At 64.2% G+C, this 12,560-nt stretch carries 10 protein-coding genes; 2 read left to right on the forward strand and 8 right to left on the reverse strand.

Annotated elements, in window-relative coordinates:
- Nucleotides 1-226: 226 nt before the first annotated feature.
- Entirely contained in the window at nt 227-1,225 is a 999-nt protein-coding gene (gene mvfR, locus LJF27_RS09340) for a multiple virulence factor transcriptional regulator MvfR (protein WP_003108614.1), read from the forward strand.
- Here the strand turns inward: mvfR and phnB are convergent.
- The 7 genes from phnB to pqsA all read right to left on the reverse strand — a co-directional run bounded on the left by phnB (nt 1,178) and on the right by pqsA (nt 8,859).
- A complete protein-coding gene (gene phnB, locus LJF27_RS09345) occupies nt 1,178-1,780 on the reverse strand; it encodes an anthranilate synthase component II (protein ID WP_003086250.1) in 603 nt (200 codons plus the stop codon). The genes mvfR and phnB overlap by 48 nt on opposite strands.
- On the reverse strand, nt 1,758-3,350 hold the full coding sequence (locus LJF27_RS09350; RefSeq protein WP_020750760.1) for an anthranilate synthase component 1: 1,593 nt from the start codon (nt 3,348-3,350) through the stop codon (nt 1,758-1,760). The genes phnB and LJF27_RS09350 overlap by 23 nt, the downstream gene beginning before the upstream one ends.
- Nucleotides 3,351-3,466: 116 nt before the next feature.
- Nucleotides 3,467-4,372 (reverse strand): 2-aminobenzoylacetyl-CoA thioesterase PqsE, encoded by a 906-nt coding sequence (pqsE, locus tag LJF27_RS09355; RefSeq protein ID WP_003086247.1) that lies wholly within the window; start codon nt 4,370-4,372, stop codon nt 3,467-3,469.
- Nucleotides 4,366-5,379: an anthraniloyl-CoA anthraniloyltransferase gene (pqsD, locus tag LJF27_RS09360; protein WP_003117014.1), complete on the reverse strand. Its 1,014-nt coding sequence runs from the start codon at nt 5,377-5,379 to the stop codon at nt 4,366-4,368. Before pqsD ends, pqsE begins: the two co-directional genes overlap by 7 nt.
- Before the next feature lie 42 nt (nt 5,380-5,421).
- Nucleotides 5,422-6,468 (reverse strand): 2-heptyl-4(1H)-quinolone synthase subunit PqsC, encoded by a 1,047-nt coding sequence (gene pqsC / locus LJF27_RS09365; RefSeq protein WP_023103373.1) that lies wholly within the window; start codon nt 6,466-6,468, stop codon nt 5,422-5,424.
- On the reverse strand, nt 6,461-7,312 hold the full coding sequence (gene pqsB / locus LJF27_RS09370) for a 2-heptyl-4(1H)-quinolone synthase subunit PqsB (RefSeq protein WP_003108611.1): 852 nt from the start codon (nt 7,310-7,312) through the stop codon (nt 6,461-6,463). The genes pqsC and pqsB overlap by 8 nt, the downstream gene beginning before the upstream one ends.
- The gene (gene pqsA, locus LJF27_RS09375) at nt 7,306-8,859 is read right to left on the reverse strand and encodes an anthranilate--CoA ligase (protein ID WP_003112552.1); all 1,554 of its coding nucleotides are present in this window, start codon (nt 8,857-8,859) and stop codon (nt 7,306-7,308) included. The genes pqsB and pqsA overlap by 7 nt, the downstream gene beginning before the upstream one ends.
- Before the next feature lie 556 nt (nt 8,860-9,415).
- Between pqsA and LJF27_RS09380 the strand changes: the two genes are divergently transcribed.
- Nucleotides 9,416-9,937, forward strand: coding sequence for a methylated-DNA--[protein]-cysteine S-methyltransferase (locus LJF27_RS09380; RefSeq protein ID WP_003086236.1), 522 nt, complete (start codon nt 9,416-9,418; stop codon nt 9,935-9,937).
- Nucleotides 9,938-10,016: 79 nt separating this feature from the next.
- On the opposite strand, the gene LJF27_RS09385 is transcribed toward LJF27_RS09380, so the two are convergent.
- On the reverse strand, nt 10,017-12,536 hold the full coding sequence (locus tag LJF27_RS09385) for a fimbria/pilus outer membrane usher protein (protein ID WP_003123214.1): 2,520 nt from the start codon (nt 12,534-12,536) through the stop codon (nt 10,017-10,019).
- Nucleotides 12,537-12,560: the final 24 nt, after the last annotated feature.

Genomic DNA, 12,560 nt, shown 5'->3' on the forward strand with positions numbered 1-12,560 from the left:
GTGCGCCCGCCGCGCAGAAAGCGAGCCGGCGGCCGATTCCACCCTCGCACGCCAGCCCTTGCGCTTCACTGACCGACGGGAGGTTTCCCCGATGAAAACGTCATCCAGAAGACAAGTTGAAACACTCGGGCGCTATCTATCGAGTCCTCGACGCTTCTTCCACAGTAGCGGCAACCTGACCCGATCAAGGGAAGCGGCACGCGCCACCCAATAAAAGGAATAAGGGATGCCTATTCATAACCTGAATCACGTGAACATGTTCCTCCAGGTCATCGCCTCCGGTTCGATTTCCTCCGCTGCGCGGATCCTGCGCAAGTCGCACACCGCGGTCAGCTCGGCGGTCAGCAACCTGGAAATCGACCTGTGCGTGGAGCTGGTCCGTCGGGACGGCTACAAGGTCGAACCTACCGAGCAGGCGCTTCGCCTGATCCCTTACATGCGCAGCCTGCTGAACTACCAGCAGCTGATCGGCGACATCGCCTTCAATCTCAACAAGGGTCCGCGCAATCTCCGGGTGCTGCTGGACACCGCCATCCCGCCGTCGTTCTGCGATACGGTGAGCAGCGTACTGCTCGACGATTTCAACATGGTCAGCCTGATACGCACCTCGCCCGCCGATAGCCTGGCGACGATCAAGCAGGACAACGCGGAAATCGATATCGCCATCACCATCGACGAGGAACTGAAGATCTCCCGCTTCAACCAGTGCGTGCTCGGCTACACCAAGGCGTTCGTCGTCGCCCATCCGCAGCACCCGTTGTGCAATGCCTCCCTGCACAGCATCGCGAGCCTGGCCAATTACCGGCAGATCAGCCTCGGCAGCCGCTCCGGGCAGCATTCGAACCTGCTGCGGCCAGTCAGCGACAAGGTGCTCTTCGTGGAAAACTTCGACGACATGCTGCGTCTGGTGGAAGCCGGCGTCGGATGGGGCATCGCGCCGCATTATTTCGTCGAGGAACGCCTGCGCAACGGTACCCTGGCAGTCCTCAGCGAACTCTACGAACCGGGCGGCATCGACACCAAGGTGTATTGCTACTACAACACCGCGCTGGAATCCGAGCGCAGCTTCCTGCGCTTTCTCGAAAGCGCCCGCCAGCGCCTGCGCGAACTCGGCCGCCAGCGTTTCGACGATGCGCCGGCCTGGCAACCGAGCATCGTCGAAACGGCGCAGCGCCGCTCAGGCCCGAAGGCGCTCGCGTACCGCCAGCGCGCCGCACCAGAGTAGAGCGTTCTCCAGCAGACGCTGGCCGTGGGTGGTGAGAATCGACTCGGGATGGAACTGCAAGCCCAGCTGTCGATTGCGCGGATCGGCCATCGCCATGATCTCACCATCGGCATCGGCCAGGCAGTCGAAACCTTCCGGCAGGCGACTGACCACCAGCGAGTGGTAGCGCGCGACGCGCAGGTCAGCGATGCCGTCGAACAGCGGGTGATGCTGATCGAAACGCAGGGACGTGCTCTTGCCATGCAGCGGTTTCCTCGCCTCGCCCACCGCGCCACCGGCGGCCAGCGCCAGCGCCTGGTGGCCGAGGCAGACGCCGAGCACCGGCAAGCGCCCGCGGGCCCAGGCGAGCAATTCCAGCATGCAGCCGGCGTCTTCCGGCCGACCGGGCCCCGGCGACAGCACCAGCAGTTCGCAACCGTCGGCCAGCAATGCCGCCTGGATCGTCGGCAACGGCGTATCGTTGCGCATCACCCGGACCTCCGCGCCGAGCAGGCAGAACTGCTCGACCAGGTTGTAGGTGAAGGAATCGAAGTTATCCAACAGCGTGATGCGCATCGCGCTCTCCCCTTTCGCGTTCGGCAGCGGCCACGGCGGTCAGCACCGCCAGCGCCTTGTTGCGGGTTTCCTCGGCCTCCAGCCGTGGATCCGAATCCAGCACCACGCCGGCGCCTGCCCGGACCCGCGCGATACCTTCGCGGACCTCGGCGGAGCGGATGACGATGCTGGTATCGAGGTTGCCGGCGCTGTCGAGAATGCCGATCGCGCCACCGTAGCTGCCGCGATAGCCATCCTCGTACTGCCGCAGCAACTGCATGGCACGGACCTTCGGCGCACCGACCAGGGTGCCCATGTTCAGGCAGGCACGGTAGGCATGCAGCGCATCCAGTTCGCCATGCAGTTCGCCAGCCACGCGCGAGACCAGGTGCATCACGTGGCTGTAGCGATCCACCTTGAGCATGTCGCGCACCTGCCGCGTACCGCTGCGGCAGACCCGCGCCAGATCGTTGCGCGCCAGGTCGACCAGCATCATGTGCTCGGCGATCTCCTTGGCGTCCAGGCGCAACTCCGCTTCCAGGCGATTGTCCAGTTCCGCATCGATGGCGCCCCGGGCATCGCGTCCGCGCGGGCGAGTGCCGGCGATGGGATAGAGTTCCACCTCGCGACTCTCCGCGTCGTACTTCAATGCCGACTCCGGCGAAGCGCCGAACAGGCAGAAGTCCCCCGCATCGAGGAAGAAGCGGTACGGGCTGGGGTTGCGCAGGCACAACTGGCGATAGGCCCGCCAGGGGTCCGCACACGGGATGCTGAAGCTGCGCGACGGTACGATCTGGAACACGTCGCCGGCCCTCACGTGGGCCTGCAGGCGCTCTACCTGGCGGGCAAAGCTCGCATCGTCCAGGTCGACCTGGTAGTTGCCGGCCCGTACGCCTGCCACCGGCGACTCGGAAACCTCCTCCACGGCGCCATGGAATTCGTCGGCACACTGGCGCAGGCTGGCGGCCAACCGGTCGTGCCCGGCCGGATCGTGGACGAACGCCTGCAGCGAAGTCCGGCGCGCCAGGTGATCGATATCCAGCAGCAACTCCGGCACCAGGAACAGGTAGTCCGGGCAATGCCGCGCAGGTTCGGCCGGCGCCGGCAAGGGTTCGAACTGCTCGGCCAGGTCGAAGCTGAACAGGCCGCCCAGAAGCGCGGGCCCCTCCGCGTCGCCCAGCGTTCCGAGCACGCGGCGCAGCGCCTCCAGGCTGGACAGGCCATGCAGGCGTCGCCACTCGTCCGCCTGCGACTCTTCCTGGGGGAAGCGCCAGTGCAGGGTGTCGCCGTCACGCAAGCAGGTGACCTGGGCCGGACAGGCCTCGCTCAACGGTGCCAGCAAGGCGCGTCCGTTGGCGTTCAACGCCCGCAGCACTACATCGCGCCCCCAGCACTCGATGCGCAGGCAGCTGGAAAGGATCGCCACGCTACGCCGCGCAGCCTTGCTGTCCACGTCGAAGCAGTCGAACAGCATCCGGTTGGCGCCGGCCATGCGCCAGATCGACAGCGCCTCCGGCACCAGCGTGCGGTACTCCAGACTTTCTTCCAGTCGATAGCCAACCCCGCTCACGAGCCATCTCCCCGCGCCCATGGGCGACTGGCCTGCGCGACGCTAGCGCGCAACGGCATGTTCATCATCGATAACCCCCTTTTCCCCCAATTGCGACCGCTGCCGTCGGCGGCGATCGCCGCAATGGATGTCCCGCCTCAGTCCAGAGGCAGCGCCTGGCGGGAGAGAATCTCCAGCATCCGGCGCATGCTCCCCAGGTGCAGTTCGCCTGGCAGGAAGTCGACGCTCTGCCCACCCCAGGCGCGGTGCAGCTCCTCGCTCAGTTCGTCGAGGGATTCGCCCATGGACTGGCGCCAGAGCAACCGCCGGCACAGGCGCAGACACTCGGTATAGGCCGACTCGGCCCCATCCGCGGCCAGCCGCCCCCGCAGCAGGCCGCCGTGTCCCGGGATCAGTTGCAGCAGGGTCGGCAGACGCTGCAGACGTTCCAGGGACTCCAGGTAAGCCTCCATGTCGTCGAACACCAGCGGCCGCCACACCCCCTCTGCCTCGTCGAACTCGCCCAGGGCATCGCCGCAGAACAGGCGTCGGCGTCGCACGTCGTAGAAAACCACGTGATCGTCGCTGTGGCCGTGGGCCTCTATGACCTGCAGGCGATGCCGCGGTCCCAGCTCCAGCCACTCGCCGTCGGCCACCGCGCGAACCGGCAGAGCGTCCCAGGCACAGGCCTCGGGCAACCGCTGCTCCGCACGCAACAGTTGCCGGTTCAAGCGCTCGACCACCCGCACCGCGCTTTCCGACTTCCAGGCCTGGCAGGTCCGCTCGGACGCCAGGACCTGTACGTTCGGCAGCCGCGGACACAGGTAGGGCAGCAGGCCGCAGTGGTCGTAGTGCTTGTGGGTGATCAGCCAGTAGTGCACCTGGGACGGGTCGGCGACCCAGCGGCACAGGTCCGCCCAAACCAATTCGGCATCCCGGCTGATCCCTCCTTCAACCAGCGCCCAGCTCGCCTCACCGAGACGCAGCAGGAACACCGGCACCTGGACGTCCCCCAACAGGCACAGGTCATCATCCAGTTGACCGGGAGCCGAAAGCCTCAACATGGCCGGTTCACCTCCTCAGGTTTGCGGTACAGCGCCGCGCCCCAGGTCGCGCCGGAGCCGTAGGTCAGGACCAGCACCCGCTGTCCCGGCTGGATGTCCGGCCAGAACATCGCCAGCGTGACCGGGGTCGAGGCCGAAGCCATGTTGCCCAGACGATCCACGGTCACCGCGAACTTGTGCTGGGGAATGCCCAGTTGCTCCTGCACCGCATCGAGGATGCGCAGGTTCGGTTGATGGCAGATCACATGGTCGATGTCGTCCAGGGTCAGCTCATGGGCCGCGAGCATTTCGCCGGCGATCCGTACCAGGGTCTGGCTGGCATGCTCGAACATCGGCCGGCCGCGCATGAGGAACTCGCCCCCGCCCTCGCGCAGGACATTCTCGTCGAGGAAGGTCGGCGAGGCACTGCCCGGCGCCGCAGTCATCAGCAGGTCGAAGTAGTTGCCGTCGGCGCCCAGGCGCAGGTCCAGCAGGCCGTCGTCGAGGCTCTCGCCGGCGCTGACCACCACTGCGCCGGCACCGTCGCCGAGCAGGATCGACAGGTTGCGGCCGCGGTCCGAACAGTCCATGCGCTTGGACAGCACCTCGCCGCAGACCACCAGGACATGCCGTGCCAGCCCGGCGAGGATCTGCCCGCGAGCCATCTGCAAGCCGTACAGCAACCCGCTGCACTGTGCCCGGATATCCAGTACCGGGATGTGCCGCAGGCCCAGCAGCGGCTGGATCAGGCAGGCCTGGGACGGGTCGTGGTGGTCCGGCGACAGGGTGTTCACCAGCAACAGGTCGATGTCCTCCGGCAGCAGCCCGGCAGCCTCGATGGCCTGGCGCGCCGCCGGCACCATCAGCGCGCTGACCGCCTGTTCCGGCTCGACGTGATAGCGGGTGCGCACGCCGGTACGTTCGACGATGAACTCGTCCGACGTATTGATGCGCCCTACCAGGTCATGATTGCTGACCTGGCGTTTCGGCAGGCTGAAACCCAGCCCGGCCAGGATCGGATTACCCATGTGCAGCCCTCCTCGGACACCGTGGTTCAACATGGCGATGCCTCAGCACACCAGCACCTCGCCCAATTGCCAGACCTGGGCGGCGAACCCCCAGCCAGTGGCTGCGCCGGCCATGACGATACGATCGCCGGGGCGGATCTTGCCCTCGCGCAGGCCGGTCATCAGGGTGTACGGGATGGAAACGGAGATCATCACGCCGGTATCGCCCATCGTCAGTTGGTACTGCTCAGGACGGGCACCGATGCCCTCGGCCCAGGCCTTGACCAGGAACGGCGCTGGCTGGTGGAAGACGAAATAATCGATGTCATCGCTGCCCAGGCCGGCCTTTTCCAACGCCCGGCACATCGCGATCGGCACGTTGGTCGGGACGAAGCTGGCCATCTTGTTCTGGCCGTCGCTGAACAACGAGAAATACAGCCGCGGCTTGGCCTCGCCGGTCGGGTTTTCCGGCAGGCGCCAGCGACCGGTGGCCACTTCATAGAACGTAGCGTCGCTGTGTTCGGCCGAAGCCAGCAGGTCGCAGCTGTCATCGTCGCCGCGGGTCAGCAGGGCCACCGCGCAGCCATCGGCGAACAGGGTCGAGGTACGCGAGGTGAAGTCGAGCAGGTTGGAGATGTACTCGCTGCACACCACCAGCACTTTCTCGGCCTTACCCTGGCGGATCATGCTCGCTGCCAGGCGCAGGTTGAGCAGGAAGCTGGCGCACTCCATCTGCGAATCCAATGGCAGCGCCCGACTCAGGCCGAGCTGCTTGGACAGCACGTTGGCCATGCGCGGGTAGAGACGTCCGCGCAGGTCCGGCAGGACATCGCCGGCGTCGGTCATGATCGGCGAGGAAGCCGAACAGATCAGCATGTCCACGCTATCCGGCGCGGTATCGCTGCTGCGCAGCAGGCGCTCGGCGGCCCGGACCACCAGGCTGAACTCGTTCTCGCCGTTCCGCGGGTCGAAATAGCCCCGCCGATTGACGCCCCAGAATTGCCACCAGGACTCGCTGAGGTCCGGTACCGCAGCGAACACCGGATCGTCGTTTTCGTAGCTGCGAGCCGGAAGTTCACAGGTGATCGCTGCCAGTTTGACCTTATGCATGAGCTTCTCCCGCCAGTTCCAGGGTCACGCCCTCCACCACCATGCCGAACGGATCGAAGCTGATCAGCAGCAGTTCATCCAGACGGTCGCGCTGTGCCGCGCGCAGTTGCGACGCCAGTTCGAACGGCCCCAGGCAACGACCATCGGGCCGTCCCTGGCCGAACCATTCCTCGCGCACCCAGTTCAGTTGCGGGAAGTCCCCGGCCAGACGGGTGAATCCGGCGCGTACCGCTTCGGGCAATCCAGGTTGGGCCGGCAGGTTGAGGTGTCCCTTGACGTCGCCCACCTGGCGAATATCGGTATTCAGCGGAATGCTCAGCGGCAGCCATTCCTGCGCCGGATCACCGCCCAGCGCACCGCGACGGAACGCGGCCTTGCCGGTCGGCCGGCAGAGCAGCGCCAGGGCGCCGTCGGCAAGGGCGAAGCCGGACTCGCTGTCCACTTCCAATCCCTGGCTGGATTCGCCGCGCACGACCAGGACGTTGCGATAGCCCTGGTCGCTGGCGAGGGTATCGACCACGTAGAGGGCGCGGGCCAGGCTCGAGTCGGTGAGGTCGAAGACATGCGCGCGATTCGCGCCGAGGACCTTCTGCAACGGATGGCCGATCTTCGGCGCCATGATGTCGCGGTTCTCGATCAGATGGTCGGGAGACAGGGCGAGGCCGACGATCAGGTCGATCTCCTCGGGCTTGACCGCCGCCTCGTCCAGGGCTTCGCGAACCGCCGGCAGCAAGCGCTGCATCAGCATCTCGTCGCCCTGGGCGCGAGGGCGTTCGCCTCCCAGTGGCCCCTCCAGACACACATAGGATGGGGGCAGGTTCACCCCCACAGCCTGAATCAACATGCCCGTTCCTCCGGAAGGTTGTCGTGATAAAGGGTGTCGGCCAGGTGGCGCAGCTCGGCGCGCGCCAACTTGCCGTTGTCGTTGCGCGGCAAGGCCGGCAGCACATGCAATTGGCTGGGCAGCATGTGCGAGGGAATCTGTTCGGCGAGATGCTGGTCGATGCGCTGCGCCAGCAGGATCTGGTTGTCGTCCAGCGGAGTGGCCAGGGTGACGAACAGGGTCGGACGCAAGCCGTCGTGCAGCCGGCAGGTAGGAACCAGAACCGCCTCGCTCACTTCCGGCAGATGACGGCAGATCGCCTGCTCGACCTGGGTCGGCACCACCCAGCGGCCATTCACCTTGAACAGATCGTCTTCCCGCCCACAGTGACGGTAGGCACCCGACTCGTCGCGCTCGAACAGGTCGCCGGTGCGGTACCAGCCACCTGCGAAGCGCGCCTGCTGCTCTTCGCTGGCCCGCCAGTAACCCGGACTCAGCCCAGGGCCACGCACCAACAGCACGCCTTGCCGGCCCGCTTCCTCGATAGTGTGTCCTTCGCGGTCCACCAGCCGGCACTCATAGCCAGGCAACGGCAGCCCGGTGCTGTCGGCACGCGCCTGGCCCGGGCGGTTGGCGAGGAACACATGGCCGACCTCGGTAGCCCCGATGCCGTCGCAGATCTCCAGCCCGTGCGCGGCCCAGAATTCGAACTCGCCGCGCGGCAGCGGCGAGCCGGCGGAAAACGCCAGGCGCACGCTGCTCAACAGCTCCCTGGCCTGCGGACGCAGCGAGGCATAGATGGCCGGCACCCCAAACAGGACCCGGGGGCGGAAGGCGACCAGGTTCTCCAGAACCCGCTCCGGGCTCGGCCAGGTATCGTCGAGCAGCGCCGAGGCTCCGCTGAACCAGGGAAAGAACAGGCTGTTGCCCATGCCATAGCCGAAGAACATCTTGGGAATCGAATACAGCCGGTCTCCCGCCTGCAATGCCAGCAACTCCGTAGCGAACGCCCGGCAGAAACCGAGCGTGTTGCGCAGGCTGTGCATCACCCCCTTGGGCGCCCCGGTGGAACCCGAGGTGTATTGCAGGAAACAGGCTGCCGCCGGGTCCTGGCGATGGAAGGCACTCCAATCGAGGTCCGCAGGACCGACCAGCGCGTCCAGCGAGAAATCGTCGAGCAAAGGGCGTCCGGCGGCCGCACGCAGGGTCAACGGCGCCAAAGGACCGCTCAGCGACGGTGCATCGGCTTCACGCACCACCAGGCTGGCCTGGCAGTCGGCAGCGATATCGGCCAGGGCCTGCTCGCGGGACTTGGGATTGATCACGGCGGGAATGGCGCCGACCGCGATGCAGGCCAGGAACAGGCAGGCCAGCGAAGGCGAGTCGTTCAACGCCAGCACCACGCGATCGCCGGGCTTGAGCAGGCGGGCCAGTTGGCTGGCCTGGGAGAGAATGTAGGTCCGGCATTGCAGCCGGCTGAGAGTCTGGCCCCGATAGTGATAAACGGCGGTATCGGGATCGAAATCGAGGCGGAACAGAACCTCGGTCAGGTTGGCCAATGTGGACATGACAGAACGTTCCCTCTTCAGCGATATGCATCCGGATCAGGAGATACCTGAGCCAGAGCGCTTGCTTTGTCAGGAACGGGAAACTAGCGGCGCTGGGCGAAGCGCGATATTCGGAGTCCGAACGAAAAAGTTTCGGGGAGAAGAACCACGGGCTTCGTAGGCCGCGGCAATCGGCGCGAACCAAACCGCGAGAAATTTGGCACACCCACCGGGCTGCGCGGGATCCGAGAACGGCAACCAAGCAAGAAGGGCGGCAGCCTTTTTACGCAAGAGCCCATTGGCCAGACAAAAACCGTTACAACCCTTGCTCGAGGCCTCGTCCGAACCCATGAGATGGCAAACCAATGACAACCCACTTTGCTCGGCAAATCGCCTCCCAGATCTCACAGTTCGAGGCGCTCGACCTGGGCTCCAAGGGGCGACGGCATGCCTGGAAGCAGGCGGCCATCCATCGGGCCGATAGCGCTCCGCCCCGCCTCGCCTGCCATTTGCAGGCTTCCCTGTTGAAATCCCATTGCGTAGTACACTGGGCGAGCCTGCCGAAGAGGACACCTACATGCCCCATAGCTACAGGAAAATGGAATCGCCGGTCGGGACACTGACCCTGGTAGCCAGGGACGATGCCTTTCTGGTCGCGATTCTTTGGCAGCATGAGCGTCCCAACCGAGTACCGCTGGACGAGATGCGGCTCTCCGAGGACAGCTCCCTCCTGGCGGAAACCGAACGCCAGTTGCGGGAATATTTTTCCGGCAAACGTTCCCGGTTCGAACTCCCGCTCGACTTCCAAGGTACCGAATTTCAGAAAAAGGTCTGGTCCGCCCTGCTCACCATTCCATTCGGCGAGACCCGCAGCTATACGGAAATAGCCGTGCAGATCGGCAGCCCCAACGCAGTACGGGCGGTTGGAGCCGCCAACGGACGGAACCCACTGTCCATTGTTGCACCTTGCCATAGGGTGATCGGAGCCTCTGGCGGCCTCACCGGTTTCGCCGGTGGGTTGGCCGCCAAGCAGTGGTTGCTGCGTTTGGAAACCCGAGGCAGGACACCAGACCTGTTGAGCATGATCGAGGACGAGTGAGCTGCCGCTTGCCCTCGCGCCCGGTGTTCACCGGAAAAATCCTCGCCTTTTGACTTGACCCGACTACAGCGGTGACATTTCAGATCGAGGACCGACGGCAACTGAGCGCAACTCGTTCGTAAGTCAGGTCCTTGTTCCTGGGCGGCAACTGATAGTCGACGGAACAGGAGCCATCGCTCCAGCGAATGGACAGGCGCCCCTGGTCCTCGATACCGAACACCAGCAAACGGGACAGGTTGTCGACCATTCCCACGACCCGCTCTTCCTTGTCGTATGCCTGTGCACCGAAGGGAATCTTTCCTCCAGAGTCCATGCTCAGGTCGAACTGCACCCGCCGACCGGACTCCGCGGAGAAACGCTTGGCGATCACGGCGCCCCGGGTCGGCACGGCCATTTGCGTGCTGTCGCTGATCTCGGTATCGCTTCCAAGGGTATTGGTATCCAGGTTCACCCAGTTGTAACGATAGGGTTGCATGTAGGGGAGCACGGCATAGCCACGGCCGTCGGTGCGAACCGAAGAGTAGCCGTCGAGGCCGACGCCGCCGACCTCCGGAACCTCCACCAGGCCAAACGTTTCCCCCACCGGCTGGCCGAAGGTCACTCCCCCCGAATGCACCACTACCGAACCGCTTGCTCCCAGGTTGATCTGCTTGTTGTCGCGCCCCTGGCTGTAATTGGCGGACAACTTGGCCTTGGACGTGTCCCAACCCAGGCCGACGCTGCCGGAGTTGCCGCCGTCCTTGCTGTAGTTGGCCTGTGCGCTGTAGTTGAACGCATTGGCTTCATCCAGGTATCCGGAGATACCGGTGTTCAGACTCGAATCACCATGCTGTGAACTCACGGCATTGGCATATACCTGACTGGAGCGTGCGCTACCGCCCAAGGGGATGCTGACGGAGGCCGTGAACTGGGTATCGGAGCGCCCGAACGAACCCGTCTCCTGGGTACGGGAAACCGCCAGGCTATAGCTCGCGCGCTTGATGCCGCTGCTGAAGCCGAACTGCACGCGACGGCTGCTGCCGGGGCGATTCCAATATGTGGTTTCGCCCGCCGTGAGATAGAGCGAACTGCGTCGGAACAGCGTCTGGTTCACCGTCAGGTCTATGCGGCTCTTCTGCCGACTGGAACTTGAGCCATAGAGGTAGCTCTCTTCGGACATGTCGTCGATATGCTGGCTGAGAGTACGGTAGCCTTCCGTGGAATAGCGATAGCCCACCACGGTAAAGCTGGTTTCGGTGGCGTTGATGGTCTTGGAATAGAGAAGCCGCAGACTCTGTCCCTGGTTGCGCCCACCCCGCCGCGTGCGGGACTGGCTATGGGTCACGTCCGCAGAAAAACCGCCCAGGGGCGTGTTGAAGCCGAGGCCCAGGTTGGTGGCATTGTACTTCTCCGCAGCGAGCAGGCCGCCAAAGCCGGTAACCCTGTCGGACAAGCCATACACAGCCGACCCCTGGAGCAGGTTGACCGACGGCTGGCCATCATTATGGTACTCACCGGCGGCCAGGCCATAGCGCAGGTTCCCCTTGCGGGTCATGACCGGCAGGTAGGAATAGGACTGCTTGAAGGACCGCTGGCGTCCGTCCGCCTCGATGATCTTGACCTCCAGGTCGCCATTGGAGCCGCTGGGATAGATGTCGGTGATCTCGAACGCACCGGGCGGTACGTTGGTGGAATAGATCACGAAGCCATTCTGGCTCACCTCGACCGTCGCATTGGTTTCAGCGATACCGCGCACCACCGGGGTATAGCTGATCTCGTTGTCGGGCAGCATGCCGATATCGGATTGCAGTTGCACGCCGCGCATACGCACGCTCTCGAAAGCATCCCCCTGAGCGGAGGTATACAACTCGCCGAGGGACAAGGTCCCCTTCAGGGCACGAATGTCACGTTCCACATAGGTACGGTTGCTACTGAACTTGTTGCGCATGCCGGTACCTCCGCTCAGGGAGGAGTCGTTGCGCAGACGCCAGCCAAACAGGTTGAAGCCGTTGCGCAGGCCCAGGTAGCGATAATCGCTGTTCTGGCCAAAGTTGGTGTTGCGCGTGAAGTTGGCCTGGTAGTTGGAAAACAACGCGGTGACACCGTCATCCCAAAGAGAGGGATCCACATAGCCACGCGAGTGCCGCTGTACATACAGCTGTGGAATGCTGACCAGCAGGGAAAGGCTGTTGACGTCGAACTCGATGGATGCACCGGGGATGAGTTCGGCGACATTCAGGGGCGTATTGTTTTCCAGATTATCCGGAATGAGTTTGTCTCGCGTCAGCCGGGCGATATCGACCCCGATCTCCTTGAGCAGCCCTACCCGGACGACCGGACGAACGCTTCCGGTTTCGGGATCGGCACTGAACACGACATCTTCGCGCCGGATCATGATCTGGTTCAAATGAATGTCGACGCTGTAAGTGCCGGGCGACACCGAGTTGCCGTTCTCGAAATACTTCAGTTCAACGGGCGCCCCGCCCTCGTTGTTCAGGAACTCGGCGTTGAATTCCACCGCGAAAGTTACGGCAGGCAAAGCCAATCCCAAGGCCATGAGACAGGAAGACCTGGAATAGACGGACAACTCGAAGTCGAACTTTTTCCTAAATATGGCCACGCGAATATTCCTTGGACTAATTTC

Source organism: Pseudomonas sp. 203-8 (assembly GCF_020708595.1).
Classification (GTDB): Bacteria; Pseudomonadota; Gammaproteobacteria; order Pseudomonadales; family Pseudomonadaceae; genus Pseudomonas; species Pseudomonas aeruginosa.

Excerpts from the sequence above, each read along its gene's own strand:
- LJF27_RS09350 (WP_020750760.1), bottom strand. The coding sequence starts at position 3,350 with ATGGGCGCGGGGAGATGGCTCGTGAGCGGGGTTGGCTATCGACTGGAA.
- phnB (WP_003086250.1), bottom strand. The coding sequence starts at position 1,780 with ATGCGCATCACGCTGTTGGATAACTTCGATTCCTTCACCTACAACCTG.
- pqsC (WP_023103373.1), bottom strand. The coding sequence starts at position 6,468 with ATGCATAAGGTCAAACTGGCAGCGATCACCTGTGAACTTCCGGCTCGC.
- pqsD (WP_003117014.1), bottom strand. The coding sequence starts at position 5,379 with ATGGGTAATCCGATCCTGGCCGGGCTGGGTTTCAGCCTGCCGAAACGC.
- pqsA (WP_003112552.1), bottom strand. The coding sequence starts at position 8,859 with ATGTCCACATTGGCCAACCTGACCGAGGTTCTGTTCCGCCTCGATTTC.
- pqsB (WP_003108611.1), bottom strand. The coding sequence starts at position 7,312 with ATGTTGATTCAGGCTGTGGGGGTGAACCTGCCCCCATCCTATGTGTGT.
- pqsE (WP_003086247.1), bottom strand. The coding sequence starts at position 4,372 with ATGTTGAGGCTTTCGGCTCCCGGTCAACTGGATGATGACCTGTGCCTG.
- LJF27_RS09380 (WP_003086236.1), top strand. The coding sequence starts at position 9,416 with ATGCCCCATAGCTACAGGAAAATGGAATCGCCGGTCGGGACACTGACC.
- mvfR (WP_003108614.1), top strand. The coding sequence starts at position 227 with ATGCCTATTCATAACCTGAATCACGTGAACATGTTCCTCCAGGTCATC.